This window comes from Streptomyces sp. NPDC002573 (assembly GCF_042889625.1).
GTDB lineage: Bacteria > Actinomycetota > Actinomycetes > Streptomycetales > Streptomycetaceae > Streptomyces > Streptomyces gibsoniae.
The window spans coordinates 1-23813 of record NZ_JBIARC010000058.1; the positions used below are offsets into that span (position 1 = coordinate 1).

At 71.5% G+C, this 23813-nt stretch carries 22 protein-coding genes and 1 pseudogene; 15 read left to right on the forward strand and 8 right to left on the reverse strand.

Annotated elements, in window-relative coordinates; genetic code table 11:
* Positions 1-135: 135 nt before the first annotated feature.
* From ACFYX0_RS36080 to ACFYX0_RS36120, 9 genes are all read left to right on the forward strand, one after another.
* On the forward strand, positions 136-792 hold the full coding sequence (locus ACFYX0_RS36080) for an HAD family hydrolase (RefSeq protein ID WP_388977032.1): 657 nt from the start codon (positions 136-138) through the stop codon (positions 790-792).
* A gap of 93 nt (positions 793-885) precedes the next feature.
* Positions 886-1620, forward strand: a complete 735-nt coding sequence (locus tag ACFYX0_RS36085; protein WP_388977035.1) for a VC0807 family protein — start codon at positions 886-888, stop codon at positions 1618-1620.
* A 105-nt stretch (positions 1621-1725) separates the two neighbouring features.
* Positions 1726-2943: an MFS transporter gene (locus ACFYX0_RS36090; protein WP_388977037.1), complete on the forward strand. Its 1218-nt coding sequence runs from the start codon at positions 1726-1728 to the stop codon at positions 2941-2943.
* Entirely contained in the window at positions 2894-4066 is a 1173-nt protein-coding gene (locus ACFYX0_RS36095) for an acetoin utilization protein AcuC (RefSeq protein WP_355918962.1), read from the forward strand. The genes ACFYX0_RS36090 and ACFYX0_RS36095 overlap by 50 nt, the downstream gene beginning before the upstream one ends.
* A gap of 114 nt (positions 4067-4180) precedes the next feature.
* Positions 4181-4996, forward strand: coding sequence for a phosphatase (locus ACFYX0_RS36100; RefSeq protein ID WP_388977094.1), 816 nt, complete (start codon positions 4181-4183; stop codon positions 4994-4996).
* 129 nt (positions 4997-5125) lie between these two features.
* Entirely contained in the window at positions 5126-5338 is a 213-nt protein-coding gene (locus tag ACFYX0_RS36105; protein ID WP_004984898.1) for a helix-turn-helix domain-containing protein, read from the forward strand.
* Between the two features lie 143 nt (positions 5339-5481).
* Entirely contained in the window at positions 5482-5580 is a 99-nt protein-coding gene (locus ACFYX0_RS36110) for a 30S ribosomal protein bS22 (RefSeq protein ID WP_003948845.1), read from the forward strand.
* A gap of 295 nt (positions 5581-5875) precedes the next feature.
* Positions 5876-6937 carry an NAD-dependent epimerase/dehydratase family protein gene (locus ACFYX0_RS36115; protein WP_355918956.1) on the forward strand — a complete coding sequence of 354 codons (1062 nt, stop codon included), beginning with the start codon at positions 5876-5878 and terminating at the stop codon, positions 6935-6937.
* Positions 6938-6951: 14 nt separating this feature from the next.
* On the forward strand, positions 6952-8034 hold the full coding sequence (locus ACFYX0_RS36120) for a 1-acyl-sn-glycerol-3-phosphate acyltransferase (RefSeq protein WP_388977040.1): 1083 nt from the start codon (positions 6952-6954) through the stop codon (positions 8032-8034).
* A gap of 96 nt (positions 8035-8130) precedes the next feature.
* On the opposite strand, the gene ACFYX0_RS36125 is transcribed toward ACFYX0_RS36120, so the two are convergent.
* The 3 genes from ACFYX0_RS36125 to ACFYX0_RS36135 all read right to left on the reverse strand — a co-directional run bounded on the left by ACFYX0_RS36125 (position 8131) and on the right by ACFYX0_RS36135 (position 12052).
* The gene (locus ACFYX0_RS36125) at positions 8131-9348 is read right to left on the reverse strand and encodes a DUF5667 domain-containing protein (protein ID WP_388977043.1); all 1218 of its coding nucleotides are present in this window, start codon (positions 9346-9348) and stop codon (positions 8131-8133) included.
* Between the two features lie 417 nt (positions 9349-9765).
* A complete protein-coding gene (locus tag ACFYX0_RS36130; RefSeq protein ID WP_311697457.1) occupies positions 9766-10539 on the reverse strand; it encodes an ECF subfamily RNA polymerase sigma factor, BldN family in 774 nt (257 codons plus the stop codon).
* 580 nt (positions 10540-11119) lie between these two features.
* Positions 11120-12052: an HAD family hydrolase gene (locus tag ACFYX0_RS36135; protein WP_388977046.1), complete on the reverse strand. Its 933-nt coding sequence runs from the start codon at positions 12050-12052 to the stop codon at positions 11120-11122.
* A 172-nt stretch (positions 12053-12224) separates the two neighbouring features.
* On the opposite strand from ACFYX0_RS36135, the gene ACFYX0_RS36140 reads away from it, so the two are divergent.
* The 5 genes from ACFYX0_RS36140 (at position 12225) to ACFYX0_RS36160 (ending at position 18083) form a co-directional block, all read left to right on the forward strand.
* On the forward strand, positions 12225-12524 hold the full coding sequence (locus ACFYX0_RS36140; RefSeq protein ID WP_355918941.1) for a glutaredoxin family protein: 300 nt from the start codon (positions 12225-12227) through the stop codon (positions 12522-12524).
* Between the two features lie 306 nt (positions 12525-12830).
* A complete protein-coding gene (locus ACFYX0_RS36145) occupies positions 12831-13598 on the forward strand; it encodes a redox-sensing transcriptional repressor Rex (protein ID WP_355918938.1) in 768 nt (255 codons plus the stop codon).
* Entirely contained in the window at positions 13595-15388 is a 1794-nt protein-coding gene (locus ACFYX0_RS36150; RefSeq protein ID WP_388977049.1) for a glutamyl-tRNA reductase, read from the forward strand. The genes ACFYX0_RS36145 and ACFYX0_RS36150 overlap by 4 nt, the downstream gene beginning before the upstream one ends.
* On the forward strand, positions 15385-16380 hold the full coding sequence (gene hemC / locus ACFYX0_RS36155; protein WP_355918932.1) for a hydroxymethylbilane synthase: 996 nt from the start codon (positions 15385-15387) through the stop codon (positions 16378-16380). Before ACFYX0_RS36150 ends, hemC begins: the two co-directional genes overlap by 4 nt.
* A complete protein-coding gene (locus ACFYX0_RS36160; RefSeq protein WP_355918929.1) occupies positions 16377-18083 on the forward strand; it encodes a uroporphyrinogen-III synthase in 1707 nt (568 codons plus the stop codon). The genes hemC and ACFYX0_RS36160 overlap by 4 nt, the downstream gene beginning before the upstream one ends.
* A 49-nt stretch (positions 18084-18132) precedes the next feature.
* Here the strand turns inward: ACFYX0_RS36160 and ACFYX0_RS36165 are convergent, their stop codons facing one another.
* On the reverse strand, positions 18133-19002 hold the full coding sequence (locus ACFYX0_RS36165) for an NmrA family NAD(P)-binding protein (protein ID WP_388977052.1): 870 nt from the start codon (positions 19000-19002) through the stop codon (positions 18133-18135).
* Between the two features lie 50 nt (positions 19003-19052).
* Positions 19053-19429, reverse strand: a pseudogene (locus ACFYX0_RS36170) (nuclear transport factor 2 family protein).
* A gap of 223 nt (positions 19430-19652) precedes the next feature.
* On the opposite strand from ACFYX0_RS36170, the gene hemB reads away from it, so the two are divergent.
* Positions 19653-20645 (forward strand): porphobilinogen synthase, encoded by a 993-nt coding sequence (hemB, locus tag ACFYX0_RS36175; RefSeq protein ID WP_355918921.1) that lies wholly within the window; start codon positions 19653-19655, stop codon positions 20643-20645.
* On the opposite strand, the gene ACFYX0_RS36180 is transcribed toward hemB, so the two are convergent.
* From ACFYX0_RS36180 to ACFYX0_RS36190, 3 genes are all read right to left on the reverse strand, one after another.
* Positions 20605-21750 (reverse strand): amidase family protein, encoded by a 1146-nt coding sequence (locus tag ACFYX0_RS36180; RefSeq protein WP_388977055.1) that lies wholly within the window; start codon positions 21748-21750, stop codon positions 20605-20607. The genes hemB and ACFYX0_RS36180 overlap by 41 nt on opposite strands.
* A gap of 82 nt (positions 21751-21832) precedes the next feature.
* Entirely contained in the window at positions 21833-22399 is a 567-nt protein-coding gene (locus tag ACFYX0_RS36185) for a DUF4232 domain-containing protein (protein ID WP_388977058.1), read from the reverse strand.
* A 420-nt stretch (positions 22400-22819) separates the two neighbouring features.
* Positions 22820-23752, reverse strand: a complete 933-nt coding sequence (locus ACFYX0_RS36190) for an aminoglycoside phosphotransferase family protein (RefSeq protein ID WP_355918909.1) — start codon at positions 23750-23752, stop codon at positions 22820-22822.
* Between the last annotated feature and the right edge of the window lie 61 nt (positions 23753-23813).

Below are 23813 nucleotides of genomic sequence, written 5' to 3' on the forward strand. Positions count from 1 at the left end.
ACCCGGAAGCTAAGCCTTACAGCGCCGATGGTACTGCAGGGGGGACCCTGTGGGAGAGTAGGACGCCGCCGAACAAATTTTGAGAAAGCCCCCGTGCCATTCGGTACGGGGGCTTTCTGCGTTTAGGGTCGAGTCATGCGCTATGACCTCGTCATCTTCGACAACGACGGCGTACTCGTCGACAGCGAGCCCATCTCTAACCGGCTGCTGGCGGCCCATCTCACCGAGTTGGGCCACCCGACCACGTACGAGGACTCCATCCGGGACTACATGGGATCGGCGATGCACCGCATCCACGACCTCGTGTACGAGCGGACGGGCCAGCGGCTGCCGGACGACTTCGACGACGTCTTCCACGCCCGTGTCTTCGCCGCGTTCACACGGGAGTTGAAGCCCGTGACCGGGGTCGTGGACGTCCTGGAGAAGCTCAGCGCGGACGGGGTCCCGTACTGCGTGGCGTCGTCCGGAAGCCATGAGCGCATCCGGGTGGGGCATCGCACGACCGGGCTCGACCGTTGGTTCGGCGACGCCCGGATCTTCAGCTCGCAGGACGTGGGGCGCGGGAAGCCGGCACCCGACCTCTTCCTGTACGCGGCCGAGCGGATGGGGACCGCCCCCGAGCGGTGCGTGGTCGTGGAGGACAGTCCTCTCGGCGTGCAGGCCGCGGTGGCCGCCGGCATGGACGTCCACGGGTTCACCGCGATGACGCCCGCCGACCGGCTCATAGGTGCCACGCAACTCTTCGCCCACATGGACGCGTTGACTGACCTGCTGGTACGTCCGCGGTCATGACCCCGGCCACCGGACCGGCACTGACATTTGTCATGCAGAGCTCCGGACGATCGTTTCTACTGGCACACCCCTGCCCTCCGCGAAGCTAAGGGCATGACGACGAACACGGTTCCCCAGCGCCAGAGCAAGAAGAACACCTTCGCGCCGCTGATCATGGACGTGGCGGTGCCGGTCGGGTCCTACTACCTCTTCAAGGACGGACTCGGGACGAGCACCCTCATGGCTCTCGGACTCAGCAGCGTCGTCTCCGCCGTACGAGTCGCCTGGAGCATCGTCCGGGAGCGGAAGTTCAACCACTTCGCGTCTCTCATCCTGTTCGTGAACGTGGTCGGGCTGGCGCTCAGCTTCGTCTCCGGCGACCCGCGGCTGATGCTCGCCAAGGACAGCGGGGTCAGCAGCGCGATCGGGATCGGGGTCCTGGTCTCCGTGGTGCTCGGCAAGCCGATGATGACGGCCGGCATGAAACCCTGGCTCGTGAGGGGCGACGCGGAGAAGGAGGCCGCCTGGGAGCGGCTGCGGAACGGGTCGCCGGCCTTCCGGCGGGCCGAGCGGGTCTTCTCGGTGGTGTGGGGTGTGGTGCTGCTCGGTGAGTGCGTCGTGCGGATCGTGGGCGCGTACACGCTGCCGGTGGACACGATGGTCTGGCTCGGGACCGTCATCTTCATCGTCGCGATGGTCCTGGGCTTCCTCGTCAGCGGCGCCCTCGCCGCCGGTCCCATGGCGGGGATGCTCGCCGCCGAAGTGAAGGCGGACGACCGGACCTTCGCCCCGGAGGCAGCGACGGGCGAGCCCCGGGTGGCCGCCCCCGCGCCGGCCCTCGCCCGGTGAGACTCCTCCCCGCGACTGAACGGCACTGCTGAACGGCAAAGCTGAACAAAAATCAACTTAGGCTGGATCTATCCAGCGGTAGCCAGGGGCCCTACGCTCGCCGCCATGACAGATGTGCTGCGGCGCGGTAGGGCCTCTCTGGCGTTCAGCTTCTTCGCCCAGGGCGTCACCTTCGCACTGCTGGTGACCCGGATCCCGGCCATCCAGAACCGCTACGGCATCTCCGACGCGCTGCTGCCCGCCTTTCTCGCCGCGGTACCGATCCTCGCGGGTGTCGGCAGTGTCACCACCGAGCAGCTCGTCAAGCGCGTCCGGCCCAGTCGGCTGCTGCGCTGGTCGCAGCCCGTGGTGCTGCTGGCCCTCCTCGGCGTCGGGTCCGGGGACCGGTTGGCCGAGGTGGCCGTCGCGCTGGGCGCGTTCGGGCTGACGGTAGGGGCCCTCGACGCCTCCATGAACATGCTCGGGGTGAGCCTGCAACGGGCCTACGGGCGCAGCATCATGCTCGGCTTCCATGCCACGTACAGTCTCGGCGGGATCGTCGGCGCCTCGCTGGCCTGGGTGGGGGCGCACTGGCATCTGGCGCTGTGGGTGTCGTATCTGCCCGTCGTCGCGGTGCTGCTGCCGGCGACCCTGGTGGGCAGCCGCTGGTACGTCGACGGTGAGGGACCGGCCGCGCAGGGGGAGCAGGGCGGGGCCGACACCGGCAGCGTGGCCTTCCGGCTGCTGCTGCCGCTGTGTCTGGTGATGACCTTCGCGTACATCGGGGACTCGACCGTCTCCAACTGGAGCGCCAAGTACCTTCAGGACACCCTCGGCAGCTCGGAGCAGTTGGCGACCGTTCCGTACAACGTCTACATGGTCACCACGCTGCTCGGGCGGTCGATCGGGGACTTCGGGGTGCGGCGGTTCGGGGCCGCGGCGGTCGTGCGGGCCGGTGCGCTGGTGGCGGCGCTCGGGTTCGCGGTGGTGGCCGGGGCGCCCGGTGCCTGGGTGGGGATGCTGGGATTCACTCTGCTGGGTCTGGGGCTGTGTGTGCTCGTGCCGCAGACGTTCGCGGCGGCCGGGCGGCTGTTCCCCGGGGCGTCGGACGCGGCGATCGCGCGCCTCAACATCTTCAACTACGTCGGTTTTCTGATCGGTTCGCCCTTGGTGGGTGCGCTCGGCGACGCCTGGAGCTACCGCGGCGCCATGCTGGTTCCGATGGTGTTGGTCCTGGTGACGCTGGTGTACGCCCGTTCGTTCGCGCCCAGTGGGGACCGATACGGTGGCGGGCATGAGCGGCCGCGCACAGCTGATGTGGGACGAGGCAGTAACGGGCTATGACTTCGGCCCGGACCATCCGATGGATCCGGTCCGGCTGGCGCTGACCAGGAAGCTGGTCGACGCCTTCGGGCTGGAGAAGGACATCGAGGTGGTCGGGGCGAAGCCCGCGGGTGACTCGACGCTCAGGCTGGTGCACCGGGAGGACTACATCGAGGCGGTGAAGGCCGCCTCCGCGGATCCCCGGTCGGCCGACGGGGCGTACGGGCTCGGGACCGTGGACGACCCGGCCTTCGCCGGGATGCACGAGGTGTCCGCCCTGATCGCCGGGCAGTCGGTCGGCGCGGCCGAGGCCGTGTGGCGCGGGGACGCCCTGCACGCCGTGAACTTCGCCGGGGGGCTGCACCACGCGATGCCGGGTGGTGCCTCCGGGTTCTGCATCTACAACGACGCCGCCCTCGCCGTGGCCCGGCTGCTGGAGCTGGGTGCCGAGCGGGTCGCGTACGTGGACGTGGACGTGCACCACGGGGACGGGGTGCAGGCCGCGTTCTGGGAGGACCCCCGGGTTCTCACCGTCTCGCTGCACGAGCATCCGCGGACCCTTTTCCCGCAGACGGGGTGGCCCCAGGAGACGGGTGCCGAAGGGGCCGAGGGCAGTGCGGTCAATGTGGCGCTGCCGGCCGGGACGGGGGACACGGGGTGGGTGCGGGCCTTCCACTCCGTCGTACCGGAGCTGATCGCCGACTTCCGGCCGCAGGTGCTGGTCACCCAGCACGGTGCGGACACCCATTTCGAGGACCCGCTCGCGCACCTGGCGGTGTCGCTGGACGCCCAGCGAGCGGTGCAGATGGCGTGCCACGACCTGGCGCACGAGTACGCCGAGGGGCGCTGGGTCGCGCTGGGCGGGGGCGGGTACGCGGTCGTGGAGGTCGTGCCGCGTTCCTGGACGCATCTGGTCGCCATCGCGGCGGGGCGGCCGATCGAGCCGGAGACCGTGATCCCGGAGAGCTGGCGCAGCGAAGTCTTCGCCCGGACCCGGACGTTGGCGCCGATGCGGATGACGGACGGGCGGTGGCCGGTGGGACACGCGGACTGGGACGCCGGGTACGACCCGGCGGACCGGCTGGACCAGGCGGTGCTCGCGACGCGCAAGGCGGTGTATCCGCTGCGGGGCCTGCTGCCGTAGCGGGCCCGTGGCTCGTGCCGTCTCGCGCGGGCAGGGTCGCACGATTAGGCCGACTGTGGGGTGTTTCCTGCATTCCGTTCATGCGGGGCGGGTGGTTGGGCCAGCATCGCTGGAGTGTTGAGCACCGGAGCGCTGCGTGCGCATCTGCTGGCCGCCGGCCTGGCCGGACCCGTGGCCACGGCGCGCGAGGACAGCCTGCGCAGCTATCGGCTTTTCGCTGCGCGTGACCCCCGTGTACTGATCGGACTCGATCCCGAATGGACATGGGGAGCCATAGACCTGATCGAATTGATGGCGGACAAGTGTGGGGTTTCGGCCGATCCTCGTCATACGTCCGGCCGTGATGTGATTGACCCGGAGCGCACCCTGGAGGCTCTGGAGGCCTTCGGCGAGCGGGTCGGTGACGCCGCGCGGCGCGGGGAGACGGTTCTGCTGGGCACCGGTCATCCGCACCGGCTGGTCGGCTTCTACGCCGCTCTCGCTCATGCTCTGTCGGCGGCGGGATGTGCTGTGCTCACACCGGCGCAGGGTCGCTGTGTCGACATATTGACCCGGTTCGGCCTACGTACGTACAACCTTGATTACGTACAGGGCGTCGCTCTCGTACGGAGACCGGATCGCGGACGGACGGGTTGTGAGCCCGGCGCACACACGCACTCGCCGCTGCCGGTTCGGACCGCGCTGGCCGCCGCGGCGGAGTCCGGGGGGCCGCTGCCGGACCTGGTGATCGGGGACCACGGCTGGGTCTGCGGGGCAGGTCAGCTGGGGTTCGAGGCGATCGGGCTGGCGGACACGGACGATCCGGCGCTCTTCGTCGGCGAGGCGGAGGGGCGGGTGTCCGTCGTCGTTCCACTTGATGACGCTGTGCGGTCTGATTACTACCGGCCGCTTACTCGCTATGTACTCAATCGAGCGTGTCTGTCACAGTAGGCCGCGGATGGCATCCCCTCTTCCCCACTTGCATCACCCGCACCTAGTCTGGGGAGTGAGCACGCAACGACGAAGAGTCACCGGAAGGGGAAGCCGGTGGCCGTCGAGTGCGGAAGGTTCAGGTGTGTCATGGCTGCAGCAGGCGAGAGGCCTCTGAACGAGGTTCAGTTCCTGACCGTGGCGGAAGTCGCCTCGGTGATGCGCGTGTCGAAGATGACCGTGTACCGGCTGGTGCACAGCGGTCATCTGCCGGCAATCCGGGTGGGGAGGTCCTTCCGGGTGCCGGAGCAAGCGGTTCACGAGTACCTCCGCGAGAGCTATGTGGGGGTGGAGACGGCCTGACGGCGGCCCGGCGGGGTCCGGTTGGGGCCTGCCGGGTCACCTCGATTACGACCTCAGCGCTCGGGCGGGTAGGCTAGCCCCTCGTAGGTCGTGTGGGCCCATGGCGCCCAGCACCGAGTGATGAGAAGTGAGCGAGGGTAGTCGTGGGCTCTGTTATCAAGAAGCGGCGCAAGCGGATGGCTAAGAAGAAGCACCGCAAGCTGCTCAAGCGCACTCGCGTTCAGCGTCGTAACAAGAAGTAAGGCGCGGCCCCGCGAGGGGCGCCCTTACCGCTGTACGCGCACGCGCGTGGCCCCCCACCGACGGTGGGGGGCCTTTGCCTTTTTCGGGCCCCTCGTCGGGGAAGCCGCTTGCGCACAGGCCCGTGGGCCGAATGGCTGGGTCTGGTCGTACGTACGGGGTTGTCGTCACTTCGTGCATCAGGCGGTCATCACAGCGCAACGTCAACCCGCTAAGTTGGCCGCACACGGGGAACGCGGCAGGCTGAGGGCAGAGCTACGTCCATGACTGGACGGGACGGGAAGAAAGGCGCTGATCTTGGGCAAGGTCGTGCTCGTGACCGGGGTGGCCCGCCGGCTGGGCGGCCGGTTCGTACGGCGGATCCAGCGTGACCCGGAGGTGGAACGGGTGGTCGCGGTGGACGCGGTCCCGCCCGAGCACCATCTGGGCGGCGCCGACTTCGTCCGGGCCGACATCCGTCAGCCCACCATCGCCCGCGTGCTCGCCGAGCACGCCGTCGACACGGTCGTCCACATGGACGTGACCGGCACCCCGCTGGGCAGCGGCAGCCGGGCCACGGTCAAGGAGACGAACGTCATCGGCACCATGCAGTTGCTCGGTGCCTGCCAGAAGTCCCCGTCGGTCAAGCGGCTCGTGGTGAAGTCCAGTACCAACGTCTACGGCTCGGCGCCCCGCGACCCGGCCGTCTTCACCGAGACGACCCCGCCCAAGTCCCTGCCCAGCGGAGGCTTCGCCAAGGACACCGTCGAGGTCGAGGGATATGTACGGGGCTTCGCGCGGCGCCGCCCGGATGTGGCGGTCTGTGTGCTGCGCTTCGCCAACATCCTCGGCCCGAACGCCGATACGCCTCTCGCCTCGTACTTCTCCCTGCCGGTGCTGCCCACCGTCCTCGGCTACGACCCGCGGCTGCAGTTCGTGCACGAGGACGACGTGATCGAGGTGCTGCGGATCGGCTCGCACGAGCCGCAGCGCGGCACGCTCAACAGCGGCACCTTCAACGTGGCCGGGGACGGTGTGCTGCTGCTGTCGCAGTGCGCGCGGCGGCTGGGCCGGCCCACGGTGCCCCTGCTGCTGCCCGCGGTCACCTGGGTGGGCTCGGCGATGCGCACCCTGGGCATGACGGACTTCTCGCCCGAGCAGATCCGGCTGCTGACCCATGGACGGGTGGTGTCGACGGACCAGATGCGCGAGACACTGGGGTACGAGCCGAAGTACACGACCGCCGAGACGTTCGCGGACTTCGCGCGCAGCCGCGGGCCCGGACTGCTGCCGCCGGAGGCCCTCGCGGGGGCCGTGGACCGGATCGCCGCACTGCCCGCACTGGGCGGTGGCCACCCCCCGACGCAGAGCGCCAACTGAGGAGCGCATCAACGATGGCGGACGCCAAGGTCATTCCGTTCGACGACGACCGGTCCCGCGGGGCTGCCGTGCAGCGGCCGCAGCGGCGCCGGAGCGCGGGGAGCCGGCGCAAGGGCGAGCCGGCGGCGGTCCGGGAGGTGCAGCCGCTGCCCGGCAGCGAGGCGCCCCAGAATGCCCAGGATCCCCAGGAACCACAGGGTCCCCAGGACGAGTCCCCTGTGACGCGTGAGGAGGAGCCGCCGGTCCGGCCCCGGGACGGCGGCCTGGAGCGGCGGGTCGCCGGGGGCCTGGCCTTTCTGCGGCGCCGGCTGACGGGCGACTACGAGGTCGACGACTTCGGTTATGACGAGCAGCTCACGGACCAGGTCCTGATGTCGCTGCTGCGGCCGGTGTACGAGAAGTACTTCCGGGTCGAGGTCAAGGGCATCGAGAACATCCCGTCGAAGGGCGGGGCGCTGATCGTCGCCAACCACTCGGGCACGCTGCCGCTGGACGGCCTGATGATGCAGGTCGCGGTGCACGACAAGCATCCGGCCGACCGCCATCTGCGGCTGCTCGCGGCGGACTTGGTTTTTGTGCTGCCGGTCGTCAACGAACTGGCCCGCAAGCTCGGTCACACCCTCGCCTGCGCCGAGGACGCCGAACGGCTGCTCGAGCAGGGCGAGCTGGTCGGGGTGATGCCGGAGGGGTTCAAGGGCATCGGCAAGCCCTTCAGCGACCGCTACAAGCTGCAGCGTTTCGGCCGGGGCGGGTTCGTGTCCACCGCGCTGCGTCATGGGGCGCCGATCATTCCGTGCTCGATCGTCGGGGCCGAGGAGATCTACCCGATGATCGGCAACGCGAAGACCCTGGCCCGGCTGCTGGGCTTCCCGTACTTCCCGATCACCCCGACGTTCCCGTGGCTGGGGCCGCTGGGCGCGGTCCCGCTGCCGACGAAATGGACGATCCAGTTCGGTGAGCCGATCCGGACGGACGGCTATCCGCCGGAGGCCGCCGAGGACCCGATGCTGATGTTCAACCTGACGGACCAGGTCAGGGAGCAGATCCAGCACACGCTGTACAAACTGCTGGTGCAGCGCAGGTCGGTCTTCTTCTGACGCGTCCTGCCCCGAACTGCCCCGAACTTCCGGTACGACGACGGGGGCGCTCCTCTCGCAGAGGGCGCCCCCGTCGTCGTACGGGCCCAGTGGGCCCTATTTGTTCTCCTCGCTCTCGATGCCGAGGCCCGGCAACAGGCCCGGGAGCAGCGGGGGCAGGGTCACGTTCGGTTCCGTCGACGGGCTCCTGCTCGACGACGGTGAACTGCTGGCGGAGTTGTTCGGTGGGTCCAGCAGGCCGCCCGTGCTGCCGCCGAGCAGACCGCCACCGCCGCTCTGGGACGCGGACGGCTCGGGTGTGCCGCTGCCGCTGTGGGTGGCGTCGGCGGAGCGGTCCGGGCTGCTGGGGGCCGCGCCGCTGGTGCCGGCGGGGCCGCTGGGGGTCGGACCGGAGCCCCGGTGTGTGCCGGTGCCGCCCTTGGCCGGGGCCTGCGGCAGCAGCGACTGCAGCGGGGCGACCTCCTGGTCTATGGCGTCGAAGACCGACGAGACCTGTCGGCTGACGTCGCCGAGCTGGACGGGCAGCCGCTCGCGCAGGCTGCCCCAGGTCGTGCGGTGGGACTGGGAGAAGGCGGAGAGGGCCTGGATGGGGGCGAGGGAGCCGTCCCGCTCATAGGCCTCGTGCAGCAGGCGGTGTCCTTCGGACGCGTCGTGCTGGACGCCGGACAGGGTGCGCCGGATCTCGCCGATGGACTCGTGGTCGAGGTGGCCGACGCGGTCGCGCTCCATCAGCCGGCGGGCCTCGTTCAGCCGGCTGGAGGCCTGGTCCAGGTAGAGCTGGCCGCGTTCGTTGTTCCCGTCGGCCATGCCGAGTCTGACGTCCTCGAGGCCGCGTTTGAGGCCGTAGAGGGAGTCACCGGGCAGGGCGTCTGAACTGGCGGCGGCCACTCCTCCGAAGGAGGCCGCCGCCACGCCGACGCTGAGCCCGCCCGCGGCGAGGCCCTTGGTGAGCCGGGTACGCGGGCGCAACTTCCCCAGGGGGCGGGCCCGGTGCGCACCCCGGGCCCGGTGGCTGCGCTGCTCGGGTACGGAAGGATCCGCGGCCTCGCCCAGCGTGCCCTCCTGCAGCATGGCCTCCATCGCGGCCACCAGCCGCGCGCGCTGGACCACCTTGACCTCGGGATCCAGTACGGGCCCGGGCAACTCGCGCAGGCCTGTCGCGAGGGCCAACAGGCGGGCGCACTCGGTCCGTTCCGCGGCAGCCGGGGCCGATCCGTCGGGCCGTCCGGCCGCCGTGCCGCGGTCGTCGGACTGCTCCTCCAGGGCCTGGGCGAAGGCGTTCGCCCGCCGGTGCGCCGATACGTTCGCGATCACTGGCGGCACCTCCTCTCGTCATCACGGTCGACTCCCCAGGGGGTCCTGAGGGTTGCACGCCCTGGCCGCATACACACGATCGGGTGAGCGGAGGCGGCCAGGGGTGACCACAGGGAGCCTGTATCCCGCACAACGAGCGGCTCGGCACTTGGGTTACGGACGACGGATGATCGGACCGCGAACTCAACGGGCGTACACGGAACGTGAGTTGAGAGTGGCGCTGTGTGCACGAAGGGTGCGGTGAGCGCGGTCGCGAGGCGGCCTCGATGAGTGGGCGGCGGCTCGACGGACCCGCGGTGGGTGGGGGGACGGCTCGGTGGGGGTCGGTGCCGGACGGTGGGGGGAGGGGGATGGAGGCGGTGGGGGGACGGGACGGGGTGGCCGGACCGGCTGGGAGGGGGGTGCGGTCCGTGGGGCTCAGCGGGCGTCTTCGGGCAGGAGCCGGGCGAGGGTGCGCACGGCCCGGTACTGGAGGGTCTTGATCGCGCCCTCGTTCTTGCCCATCACCCGGGCGGTCTCGGCGACGGAGAGCCCCTGGAGGAAGCGGAGCGTCACGCACTCCTGCTGCTGGGGGTTGAGCCGTCGTACCGCATCGAGGAGGGCGGCGTTGGAGAGGGATTCGAGGACGGAGTCCTCGGGGGAGCGCTCGACCTCGTTGGCGTCGAGCATCTCGCCGGTGGTGACCTCGAGCCGGAAGCGGCTCGACTTGAAGTGGTCGGCCACGAGGTTGCGGGCGATGGTGACGAGCCAGGCGCCGAAGTCGCGGCCCTGCCAGGTGAAGGTGCCGATCCGGCGCAGAGCGCGCAGAAAGGTCTCACTGGTGAGGTCCTCGGCGGTCGCCCTGCCTCCCACCCGGTAGTAGATGTAGCGGTACACGGTGTCGCTGTACTGGTCGTACAGCCGCCCGAAGGCCTCGGCCTCGCCGGCCTGGGCGCGCTCCACGAGATCCATCATGCGGGCGCTGTCACTGTCCGCAGCGGGGCGGCGTGCGGTGGTCGCGGAACCGGAACGGCCCCGTCTGCCGCCGACCGCGGCGCTGCCGTCGGCCAGTGCGTAGCACGGGCCGACAGGGGCGGCGGTGGCGAAGGCGGGGACGGCGTACGCGGTGGGGACGAAGCCGCGCAACAGGTCGTGGACCGTCGCGCGCAGCGTAGCCAGGCCCGAGGCGTCAACCCCGACGTGTGGGTACACGGGACTCCCAGAGGCAGAGCTTCCATCACGTGCAGTACGGGACCGTTCACCCGTCGTAGCGACGGAGGGGTACCGGTTTGCGTCTGAGGAGAATAACGCTTAGTACAGGCAGCGCTACACCCAGTTGCTCAAATCATCGATTACGTCGCTTCTGTAACCGATTGATGCCCGTTCAAGTGCCGCACGCTGACCGATTGTTGATCGAATCAGTTCGTCTTCCGTCTGGCTGTGGGGCGTGTTGTGGCCGGGTGCGCGGGAGGGGAGTGGTGGGGAGGGGTGGGGGGTAGAACACGGCGAATGCGGGCGTCCTCCGCGGTCCGATCGGCCTGAGCGCGCCTCGATTGCGCTCGCGCGCGGGCCGTCCGCGGTCCACCGGGGCTCTTTCGCGGTCCGCCCGTGGCGTGCCCATGGTCCGCTCGTGGTTCACCCATGGTCCGCTCGTGGTCCGGCTGTGGTCCGGCTCAGGGCAGGCGGATGTCGGTCACGGAGTGTGATGGGCGCGCAGACGTCCCGCCCGGCGCTTCGTAGGGCGCCCGGCGGTGGTGGCGGTCTGTCCGGTGGTGGTGGTCCGTCCGGCGCTTCAGCGGCGGCGCCGGTGCAGGGCGATGGCCGCTGCCGTACCGCCCGCCACCGCGCCCACGCCGGCCGCTGCCGGGAGGCCGACCTTGGCGGCCTTGCGGGCCGTGCGGTAGTCACGCAGGCGCCAGTCCTGGGCGCGGGCGTGCTTGCGGAGCTTGGTGTCCGGGTTGATCGCGTAGGGGTGACCCACCAGCGACAGCATCGGGATGTCGTTGTGGGAGTCGCTGTACGCGGCGCAGCGGGACAGGTCCAGGCCCTCCGCCGCGGCGAGCGCGCGCACCGCCTCCGCCTTGGCCGGGCCGTGCAGGGGCTCGCCCACCAGGCGGCCGGTGTAGACGCCGTCGACGGACTCCGCCACCGTGCCGAGGGCTCCGGTCAGGCCCAGTCTGCGGGCGATCACCGTGGCGATCTCCACCGGTGCGGCTGTGACCAGCCACACCTTCTGGCCCGCGTCCAGGTGTGCCTGCGCTAGCGCCCGCGTACCGGGCCAGATGCGCTCAGCCATGTACTCGTCGTAGATCTCCTCGCCGATCGACATCAGCTCGGAGACCCGGTGGCCCTTCACGATCGACAGCGCCGAGTCGCGGGCGTCCTGCATGTGCTCGGGGTCCTCGACCCCGGCCAGCCGGAACCACGCCTGCTGCCACGCGAACTTCGCCAGGTCGCGCGTCTCGAAGAACTTCCGCTTGTACAGGCCCCGTCCGAAGTGGAACAGCGCGGCGCCCTGCATCACGGTGTTGTCGAGGTCGAAGAAGGCAGCGGCCTGCTCGTCGCCGAGGACCGGGAACTCCGGTTCCTCGGAGACGTCCACGCCGCTGTCGGCCACGGCGTCCTGCGAGGTCTTGCGCGCTGCCTCCGCCGAGGCCTCGCCTGCCAACACGCTCCGCGCCGTGGCGGAGCGCCTACGGGGAGTGAGCCATCCGAGAGCGGCCATGACGCGAGCATAGCCAGTTTGTTCGGTGGTTCCGGAGTCGAGAGGTTGGAAGGCTGTGAACTCTCCGCGACCGTGTCGTTAAAGAAGTGATCCGATCGGCGTGGCGGCGTGGCGGTGACCGGCGGTCCCGCGTTAGGGGCTCGGGCTCGCGCCCGGGTCTTCCGGAGTGAAAATGGCCGACATGAGTCCCATCTTTCGGAGCAACAGCACCAAGGGCCGCGATCCTCAGGACCGCCTCGTCACCCTCATCCGCAAGCCCGGCTGTCATCTGTGCGACGACGCGCAGGTCGTCGTCGAGAAGGTGTGCGGCGAACTGGGGGTCCCCTGGGAGCAGAAGGACATCACCGAGGACGAGGAACTGCATCGCCAGTACTGGGAGCAGATCCCGGTCGTGCTGGTGGACGGCGCCCAGCACACGTTCTGGCGTGTGAACGAGGAGCGCCTGCGAAAGGCGCTCACCACGGCCCGCTGAGCGTCCCGCGGAAACTGACTGATCAGTCCAAGTGGGCCGGGGGGTCGCTTAGGATCGTCGGCGATCGGTCTCGGGGGCGTGGATTGTCGAGGAGAGTGGGCGGCTTTGCCCCCAGGAGAAAAGGAACGGCTGGGTCCGTGCGCCGGTTCCCCACCGGCGCGCCCAGGGCGCGTGACGCCGGTCACGTTGGCCGGGCAAATCGGACACCATCTTTGTGCACGCGTTCACAAAGACATAGCCTGCATTCGACGGGGCGGTCTGGGGACGTGTGACCGCCTGCAGCCCCGCGCTACCCGCAGGAGCACCGTGGCAACTGGCCGAACTCACCGACCGGCGACCCGCAGCCGAGGGATTCCCGAGGCCACCGTCGCCCGTCTTCCGCTGTACCTCCGAGCTCTGACCGCGCTGTCGGAGCGCTCGGTGCCCACGGTCTCCTCCGAGGAGCTGGCCGCCGCTGCGGGAGTCAACTCCGCGAAGCTGCGCAAGGACTTCTCCTACCTCGGCTCCTACGGCACCCGGGGCGTGGGCTACGACGTCGAGTATCTCGTGTACCAGATCTCCCGTGAGCTGGGCCTGACCCAGGACTGGCCGGTTGTGATCGTCGGTATCGGTAACCTCGGTGCGGCGCTGGCCAACTACGGCGGGTTCGCGTCCCGTGGCTTCCGGGTCGCCGCGCTGATCGACGCCGACCCGGCGATGGCCGGAAAGCCCGTCGCGGGCATCCCGGTCCAGCACACCGACGACCTGGAGAAGATCATCCAGGACAACGGCGTCTCCATCGGCGTCATCGCCACCCCCGCGGGCGCCGCCCAGCAGGTCTGCGACCGGCTGGTGGCCGCGGGCGTCACCTCCATCCTGAACTTCGCGCCGACCGTGCTGTCCGTCCCGGACGGTGTGGACGTGCGCAAGGTCGACCTGTCCATCGAGCTGCAGATCCTCGCCTTCCACGAGCAGCGCAAGGCGGGCGAGGAAGCCATGGAGGCCATGCCCGACGGCCTGCCCGCCGCCGCGGCGGCCAAGGGTTCCGCCGACCAGGGGCCTGACGGGGACGTCCCCGCCGTGATGCCGGCATGAGTCTCCTCGTCGTCGGCCTGAGCCACCGCAGCGCTCCGGTGAGCATCCTGGAGCGGGCCGCGCTGGCCGCGGACACCCAGACCAAGTTGCTCCAGGACACGGTCGCCGCCGAGCCGGCCACCGAGGCCGCGGTGCTCGCCACCTGCAACCGCATCGAGCTGTACGCCGACGTGGACAAGTTCCACGCGGGCGTCGCCGAGCTGTCCACCCTCCTCGCCCAGCACAGCGGGGTCGGCCTGGACGAGCTCACCCCCTACCTCTACGTGCACTACGAGGACCGGGCCGTCCACCACCTGTTCTCGGTGGCCTGCGGGCTGGACTCGATGGTCGTGGGCGAGGGCCAGATCCTCGGCCAGATCAAGGACTCCCTGGCCACCTCGCAGGAGCTGCACACCGCCGGACGGCTACTGAACGACCTGTTCCAGCAGTCGCTGCGGGTCGGCAAGCGAGCCCACTCCGAGACGGGCATCGACCGCGCCGGGCAGTCGCTGGTGACCTTCGGTCTGGAGCAGCTGGCGGCGGGTGCGCCGGTCGCGGCCTGGGCCGCGGGCAAGCGGGCCCTGGTGATCGGCGCCGGTTCGATGTCCTCGCTGGCCGCCGCGACCCTCGCGCGCGCCGGGGTCGCCGAGGTCGTGATCGCCAACCGGACCCTGGAGCGTGCCGAGCGCCTCGCGCGGATCTTGACGGAGTCGGACGACACGTACGTGGTGGCCCGTGCGGTACCGATGGAGTCGGTCCCGGACGAGCTGACACGTGCCGACGTCGCGGTCTCGTGCACCGGCGCGACCGGCCTGGTACTGACCGCCGAGGCGGTCGCCCAGGCCCTGGAGGGACGCGTGGAGGGGCCTCTGACCCCCTCGCTCCCGAGCCCCGCGGGTGCCGGATCCCGCCGTACGGCCGCCGCCGACGCCCCGCGCACGAGCGCTCCGGCCGTCGTACGCGACGGACTCGCGCCCCTCGGCCCCGACAGCGACGACGACTGCCCGCTGGACCTGTCGGCCGTGCAGGGCACGGCCGGATTCTCGGTGCTGGGCGAGGCGGCCGTGGCCGGGATGGGCGCCGCCGAGCTGGAGCAGCACGCGGCATGGGTGGACAAGGGCGCCGCAGAGCGCACCGCCCGCCCCGCCGCCGGCGCAGTACTGGACCCCGAGGCCGAGACCGAGGTCATCACGGCGCTCGCCGCGACCGTGGCCACCGTCGGCCGGATCCCCGAGCGCCGCCGCCCCGAGGCGGTCGTGCCGGCTCCCCGGCCCGAGCCCGTGCTGTCGCTGCTGGACCTGGCGATGCCGCGGGACGTGGACGCCGCCGTGCACCGGCTGCCCGGCGTGCGGCTCGTGGACATCGAGTCCCTCGCCGAGGCGTCCGCGGACGCGCCCATGGCCTCCGACGTCGACCAGGTGCGGGGGATCGTCTCCGACGAGGTCGCCGCGTTCGGTGCGGCCCTGCGCGCCGCGCACATCACCCCGACCGTGGTCGCGCTGCGCTCCATGGCCGCCGACGTGGTCGCGAACGAGATCGCGCGCCTCGAGGGACGGCTGCCCGGGCTGGACGCCAAGCACCGCGCGGAGATCACGCAGACCGTGCGGCGCGTCGTCGACAAGCTGCTGCACGCGCCGACCGTACGGGTCAAGCAGCTGGCCGCCGAGCCCGGTGGTGCCGGGTACGCGGACGCGCTGCGCACCCTGTTCGACCTGGACCCCGAGACGGTCGCGTCCGTCTCCCGGGCCGACGAGAACACCGACAACCCCGAGAACCCTGTGAACACCGCCGAGAACCGAGGGCGAGCATGAGTGAGCCACGTGAGCCGAAGGGGCGCGCCCCCCGAGAAGAAGGGGCGCTCAGGCTCGGTACCAGGCGCAGCAAGCTGGCCATGGCCCAGTCCGGGCTGGTCGCCGACGCGGTGAGCCGGGTGACCGGACGGCCCGTGGAGCTCGTCGAGATCACGACCTACGGTGACGTCTCGCGCGAGCACCTCGCGCAGATCGGCGGCACCGGTGTGTTCGTGACCGCACTGCGCGACGCGCTGCTGCGCGGCGAGGTCGACTTCGCGGTGCACTCCCTGAAGGACCTGCCGACCGCGCAGCCCGAGGGCCTGGTGCTGGCCGCCGTGCCCGAGCGCGAGGACCCGCGCGACGTGATAGTGGCGCGGGACGCCCTGAAGTTCGCCGACCTGCCCCGCGGCGCCCGCATCGGCACCGGCGCGCCGCGCCGCATGGCGCAGCTGAACGCGTACGCGCGCAGCCACGGCCTGGACATCGAGACGGTCCCGATCCGGGGCAACATCGACACCCGGATCGGATACGTCCGCAGCGGTGAGCTGGACGCCGTGGTCCTCGCGGCGGCCGGACTGAACCGGATAGCCCGGATCGACGAAGTGACCGACTTCCTGTCGGTCGACACGGTTTTGCCCGCCCCCGGCCAGGGGGCCTTGGCGATCGAGTGTGCCGCGGACAACGCGGACCTTATCGCCGCGCTCGCCGAGCTCGACGACCCGTTCACCCGGGCCGCCGTGACCGCCGAGCGGTCCCTGCTCGCCGCCCTGGAGGCCGGCTGCAGCGCCCCTGTGGGCGCGCTGGCCGACCTGTTGGCCGACGGGCAGATTGTCAAGGAAATGCGCCTGCGCGGTGTCGTCGGAACGGCCGACGGCCAGACGCTGGTGCAGCTGTCCACCACCGGTCCCGTGCCCGAGACGCACGACCAGGCAATGGCGCTCGGTCGCGAACTCGCCGCCGAGATGCTCGCCAAGGGCGCGGCCGGTCTGATGGGGGAGCGAGCACATTGAGCCCCACCACCCTTCCCGCCGGCCTTGACCACGGGCACGTCACCTTCCTCGGTGCCGGACCCGGGGATCCGGGACTTCTCACACTGCGCGCCGTGGAGGCGCTGGCGAACGCGGACGTCCTCGTCGGCGAGCACGAGGTGCTCGACGTGGTGCGCACGCATGCCAGGGCGAGCGTCGCGGTCCTGACCACAGGTCCGGACCCCTTCGCCGGCACTCAGCCAGGCACGGGCACGCCGCAGCTGGCGGTCGTTGACGGGCAGTCAACAGCCGCAGGTGTCCCTGCGTTGAGGGATGCTGCACATCTTGTCATGGAGGCTGCGCGCGGCGGCAGGCGGGTCGTCCGTGCGGTGACCGGCGACCCCGGTCTCGACGCGTACGCCGCCGAGGAGATGCTGGCGTGCGCCGCCGCGGGCGTTCCGTTCGAGGTCGTGCCCGGTGTCGCGACCGCCGTGGGTGTGCCCGCGTACGCGGGTGTGCCGCTGCGGGACGCGCAGGGCGCGGACGTCCGGTTCGTGGACGCGCGGACCGCCTCGGACCGCTGCTGGACCGAGGTCGGCGCCTCCGACGGCACGGTCGTGGTGTCCACGACGCTGGACGCGGTGGCGGCCGCCGCCGGGGAGCTGGTGGCCGCGGGCCGCAAGCCGGACACCCCGCTGACGGTGACCGTCGCCGGCACGACGACCCGGCAGCGCACCTGGACCGCGACGCTCGGCTCGATCGCGCAGACGCTCAAGCAGGCGAAGGTGCTGCCGTCCCCGGACGGCGGGCGGCCGGTCATAGCCGTGGTCGGTGAGCGTTCCGCCGCCGCCCAGCGCGACCAGCTGTCGTGGTTCGAGAACAAACCGCTGTTCGGCTGGAGGGTTCTCGTCCCGCGGACGAAGGAGCAGGCGGTGTCCCTCTCCGACCAGCTGCGGTCGTACGGAGCCGTGCCGCACGAGGTGCCGACGATCGCCGTCGAGCCGCCGCGCACGCCCCAGCAGATGGAGCGGGCGGTCAAGGGCCTGGTGACGGGCCGCTACGAGTGGATCGCGTTCACGTCGGTCAACGCGGTGAAGGCGGTCCGGGAGAAGTTCGAGGAGTACGGGCTCGACGCGCGTGCCTTCGCGGGCATCAAGGTGGCCGCGGTCGGCGAGCAGACGGCGAAGGCGCTGGTCGCCTTCGGTGTGAAGCCGGACCTGGTGCCGAGCGGGGAGCAGTCCGCCGCCGGCCTGCTGGAGGACTGGCCTCCCTACGACCCGGTGTTCGACCCGATCGACCGGGTGTTCCTGCCGCGCGCGGACATCGCCACGGAGACCCTGGTCGCCGGTCTGATCGAGCTCGGCTGGGAGGTCGACGACGTCACGGCCTACCGGACGGTCCGCGCCTCGCCTCCGCCGGCCGACACCCGTGAGGCGATCAAGGGCGGCGGCTTCGACGCGGTCCTGTTCACGTCGTCCTCGACGGTGCGGAACCTGGTGGGCATCGCGGGCAAGCCGCACAACGTGACGATCATCGCCTGTATCGGCCCCGCCACCGCCAAGACGGCGGAGGAGCACGGTCTGCGGGTGGATGTGATGGCCCCGGAGCCGTCGGTCCACAAGCTGGCGGAGGCTCTGGCGGACTTCGGTCTGAAGCGCCGCGCCGCGGCTCTGGAGGCCGGTGACCCGGTGACGCGGCCGAGCGAGCGGCGGCCGGGCGCCCGGCGCCGTCGCACGACCACCTGAGCACACGGCGAAGCGCCCCTCGACGAGGGGCGCTTCGCCGTTTCCCTGTTCAGGGTCGGGCGGCGCCGGCCGAGCGTGCCGTCTCCCGGGTGACGACCTCGTGGAAGGTGTGCGGCGGGCGGCCGGTGAGGCGTTCCACGGTGTCCGTGACCCGGTCCTCCGCTCCTTCGGCGATGGTCCGGTCCATCGTGGCGAGCATCGCGGCGAACTCGGCCGGGATCCCGGCCGTCCTGGTCAGGTGGTCGCGGAGCTGTCCGTGCGTCAGCCGGCGGTGGGTCACGGGGCGGCCGGTGGCCTCGGCGTAGATGCGTGCGATGTCGTCGTAGGCGAGGGCCTCGGGGCCGGTGAGGACCAGGTCGGTGCCGGGGACCCGGTCGTCGGTGAGGGCGTGGACGGCCACGGCGGCGATGTCCTCGGCGTCGACGAAGCCGACGCGGCCGCTTCCGGTCGCGGTCAGGACGACGCCGTCCTCACGGATGCTCGCCGCGTGGGCGTGGGTGCCGGTGAAGTTCCGCATGAACCAGGAGGGGCGCAGGACCGCCCACTCGTCGAAGAGATCGGGCAGGGCCTCGTGCACCGCACCCGCCGCGGGGCCTCCGGCGGCTGTGGCCGAGGAGCTGAGCAGTACCGCGCGGCGCACCCCGGCGGTCCGGGCCCGTGCCAGGAACGGCAGCATGACCGCCGCCGGGTCCGGGTCGCCCACCGGCGGGACGAGGTGGACGCGGCCGGTCCCAGCGACGGCGTCCCCGTGGGTGGCGGGGTCGTACCAGTCGAAGCGGACCGCCGTCGCGCCCGGCACCGGGGTCGCGCTCCGGGAGGCGGCCCGCACCCGGTGTCCGGCGGCGGCCAGGCGTGCGGCGGTACGGCTTCCGGTGGTGCCGGTGGCTCCGATGACGAGCGTGGTGCCGGTGGCCGTCATCGGGTGCTCCCGGTGACGTCGGCCGCCGGGTCCTGCACGGCGAGGGGGTTTCAGTAGTCGCGGTAGGCGGCGATCCGGCCGTCCCGGACGGTCACCACGGCGATGTAGGTCATGTCGAAGGGCGCGCGGTCCGCACCAGGCGGCCCACGCCGCGCATCTCGACCACGACGGTCGCGGGGTCGGTGGTCTCGTGGATGCGCAGCTCGGGAAAGTCGTGCAGGTCGATGTGGTCGGGGTAGGCGCGCATGTGCGCGGCGACGGCCTCCCGGCCCTCCAGGCGCCGGGGCCGGCCCTGGGGGGCGAAGGGGAACTCCATCACGCCGTCCTCGGCCCACAGGCCGATCCAGTCGCCGATGTTCTTGTCCAGCAGCAGGCGCAGGCCGTGGCGGTACAGCTCCGCCGGTGCGGTGGGGGTGGTCGCGGGCATGGGTGTCTCCGTCCCATACGATGCGGACCGGCGGTCCGCTTCAATGAAAAATTCGGACCGTGGGTCCGGATTGCAAGCGAGAGCCGTAGCCGAGGAGCCGTATGACCGGGCGCAAGCGCTGGGCTGAGCGCGGGCGGCGGCGCCGGCGGGGGAGGGGCGCCGGGGTGCGCGGTCGACAGGGCGTCGGCAAAAGGGGGTACGGGCCGGGCGTAGCGTAGAAGTCATGACGAAGTACGGTTCCTTCCCCGGTACGCGTCCCCGTCGACTGCGGACGACGCCTGTCATGCGGCGCATGGTCGCCGAGACCCGTCTGCACCCCGCCGACTTCATCCTCCCCGCGTTCGTGCGGGAGGGCGTCAGCGAGCCGGTGCCGATCGAGGCCATGCCCGGGGTCGTCCAGCACACCCGGGACAGCCTGAAGAAGGCGGCCGCGGAGGCCGTGGAGGCCGGGATCTCCGGGATCATGCTCTTCGGCGTGCCGGAGGAGTCGAAGAAGGACGCGCTCGGCACCGCCGGGACCGATCCGGACGGAATTCTCCAGGTCGCCCTCCGGGACGTGCGGGCCGAGGTCGGGGACGACCTGCTCGTCATGTCCGACCTGTGCCTGGACGAGTTCACCGACCACGGGCACTGCGGAGTGCTCGACGCGAAGGGCCGCGTGGACAACGACGCCACCCTGGAGCGGTACGCCGAGATGGCCCAGGTCCAGGCCGACGCGGGCGCCCATGTGGTCGGGCCCAGCGGCATGATGGACGGTCAGATCGGGGTCGTCCGGGACGCCCTCGACCAGATCGGCCAGGAGGACGTCGCCGTCCTCGCCTACACCGTCAAGTACTCCTCCGCCTTCTACGGCCCGTTCCGCGAGGCCGTCGGATCCTCGCTCCAGGGCGACCGGAAGACCTACCAGCAGGACCCCGCCAACTGGCGTGAGTCGCTGCGGGAGCTGGCCCTGGACCTCGAGGAGGGCGCCGACATGGTGATGGTCAAGCCGGCCGGGCCCTACCTCGACGTCCTGGCGAGGGTCGCGGACGCGGTCGACGTGCCCGTGGCCGCGTACCAGATCTCCGGCGAGTACTCGATGATCGAGGCCGCCGCCGAGAAGGGCTGGATCGACCGGGACCGGGCCATCCTGGAGACGCTGACCGGCATCAAGCGGGCGGGCGCGCGCTCCATCCTCACGTACTGGGCCGTCGAGGCCGCACGGAAGCTGAGCTAGTCGGCAGCGCCCCGGCGCGCAGGGCGACGGCCAGGAGGTCGGACTCCCGTCCCGGCGGGGCGATCAGCTGGAGTCCGACCGGCTCGCCCGCCTCGGTACACCCCGCGGGAATGCTGATCGCGGGGTGCCCCGTGATGTTGAAGGCCCACGTCAGAGCGACGCTCATGCCCGTTCCGGGCCCCTGGTGTCCGTGCGGGGGACGGGGCGTCGTCGGCGTGGCGAGGATGTCGTACGCGGCGAAGAGGCCGTCCAGCGCGTGCAGCAGGGCGGTTCGGGTCGCTGCCGCACGGGTCGCCTCACCACTGTCCTTGCCACCGCGCAGCGCGGTCCAGCAGGCTGCCGGGTCGGGCAGTTGCAGCGGGACGTCCCTCGGGGCGACCGCGTCCGCGGCGGCCAGGTCCTCCAGGCAGGCGCGGGCGCGGACGGCGATCCGCCGGGCCGTGTCCGCGAAGCCCAGCGTGGCCGACCAGGCCGTCCGCAGCGGCCGTCGGGGCGGCGCGAGGCCGGGCAGGGTCTGCGTACCGGCGAGGGCGTCGAGATAGGCGGCCGCGTCCTCGGCGGTGCGCGCGAGCGGGCCGGACACGTTGAGCCCGGCGCGATCGCGGGCGGGGACCAGGCCGTTCGTGGGCTTCAGACCGATGACCCCGCACCAGGCCGCCGGGATGCGCACCGAACCGGCGCCGTCGCTTCCGGTGGCCAGCGGCACCATCCCGCACGCCACCGCGGCGGCCGAGCCGGCCGAGGAGCCACCGGGGCTCCAGCGCGGATCGTACGGGTTGAGCGTGGGGCCGCGGTCGGTGGCGCCCCAGGTCTGCCAGGCGGTACCCCCGCCTGGTGTGGCGGTGGCGCCGACGGGGACACAGCCCGCGGCCAGCAGACGGGCCGTCTGGCGGGCGCCGAGCCCCTCGGTCGCCTTGACGGCGAGCGGGACACCGGCCAGCGAGAGCCGCTCGCCCGCCCGGACCCGGCGGTCGACGTCGGCGGCGTGGGCCGCGGCCTGCTCGGGCCACAGCTCGGTGAACGCCCGCACCGCGCCGTCGAGCCGGGCGATGTGCTCCAGTGCCGCGTGCGCCGTCTCGCGAGCGCACAGCTCCCCTGCCAGCACCCGTGCGGCGATCTGCCGGGCGGACAGCCGGGCGTACTCCTCGTGTTCCGCCGTCGTCCTCCCCCTCCCCTGTGCGTGTGCCTCAGTACATCAGGGCCGCCTCGCCGCTGGAGAGCCAGTACGTCACCGTCATGGCGTCGTCGACATGGACGCCGCGCGCCGGGAGCGGCGGGTGGGCGGCGGGGCCCGCGGGCAGGGTCAGGGTGAGGGTGCGTGCCGTGCGGGCGTGCGCAGCGCTGCCGTCCGCCGACGACAGGACCACGCCCGCGTAGGCGGACTCGCCCGGGGAGAGGGTGAGGGCGGTGCGCGGCCTGGTCTCCTCGGCGGGCTGCACGGCCGAGGACTCCTCGCCGAAGCGGGCTCTCGGGTAGCCGGTGAGGGTGCAGTTCGCGGTGCCCGTGTTGGTCAGCCGCAGCAGCAGACGGTTCGCGGGGCGGCTCACCGCGGTCGCCGTCGTTCTCGTGCGGCTGCCCGAGCAGGGGGTTGCCGCGGGCGCCGCGGCGTGCCGGGGGGAGGCGGAGGACGCCGCTGTCGAGGGGCCCTCGTCCCGTACGCCCTCGCCGTTCTGGCAGGCCGTCAGCGCGAGCGCGGCGAGCGCGAACGTGGTGGCGGCGAGCAGACGGGTGGGGGCGACGGGAGAAGCGGTCATGGGGACGGGTCCTTCGGCGTGGGGAGCTGGGGGTGGGCCGCCGCTCGACCGGTCGACGGGAGCGGACGCCTCGATGGTCACAGCTTGAGCCGAACGCTGCCCCGGGCGCCACATCGGCCGCGGTTTTCGGGACGCCGGGATCGGGGGACGGCGGCTGAGCTGCGCGAACGCCGTCCCCCGGGAACGGTTTCCGGGACGCGGACGACGGTTCGGACGGCCTCCCGAGGTCGAAGTGGGCACTTCCGACTTGCCTCATGAGTTACGTTGTTGACCACCCATTGCGCGTTGAATGACCGACTTCTTACGCCGGCCTTCAGGGAGAGCCGGCGGCCGCCGGCACCAGGACGGCGCGGCGCCCGCACCCGAGGCCATGGACCCGGCCCGTCTCGCGGACCTCGACGACATCGAGAAGGTCCGCCCTCAGCCCTTCGTGCCGAACCACAGCTCGGCCAGCGCGTCGAGCCGGGGTTCCGGCGGCACCGGCAGTTCCCGCAGATAGAAGGGCAGATCGCTGTACACGTGCAGCAGCGCGTACGCGAGCAACTGGTCCGGGTCGTGCGGGTCGCGCCCGTAGGCCTCGTAGAAGCGGCGTAGCCGGCGAGGGTCGCCCCGGCTGACGAACAGGCCCACGCTCGCGAAGTCGTAGGCCGGGTCGCCGATCATCGCCGGTTCGAAGTCGAACAGCCCGGTCAGTCGGCGGCCGCCCCGCATGTCGATGGTCAGATGGTCCAGTATGAACTCGGTGTGCAGCAGCGCGAGTTCGCTGGAGGCGGGCAGGGGCACCGAGTCCAGGAAGCCGGGGATGCGGCTGAGCCAGGGCTCGGTCACGCCGGTGAGACGGTGTCTCTCGAGCACGCTCGCGCGCTGACGGCGCAGGAACGAGGACCACTCCGAGGGGCCCACGATGTCCGTCAGCGGCTTCCAGGCCATCGCGTGCAGCGCGGCCAGCACCTCGGCCGACTCGGTCACGATCCGGTCCTGGTCGGCCGCCGTGAGCATCGGCCACGCCTCGGCGACGCTCCGCCCGGGCAGCCGGGACATCAGCACGAACCGCCAGCCGTTCACATACTCGTCCGTGGCGATCAGCCGGGGCGTGGGCAGGGGCAGTTGACCCCACAGATGGCTCAGCACCCGTGCCTCACGTATCGCCTCGGCCGCCCTGAGGCGCGGATACAGCTTCAGCACCATGTCGCCGCCGAGTGCGTACACCGGCAGGGTCCCGTCGTCGAAGCGCCGCAACGCGAGCCCTACCAGACCCATTTGATCGCACAGGTCCAGGGCCGCCGGACGCAGCACCGTCTCGTCCGAGACGATCGCTTCCAGATCCTCGTACGTGTCCACGGTGGGCAGCATGCGCCGCATGCTAGGCCCCACCGGGGGCCGTCCGCAGGGCGAAACGGGATTGATGTAGGGG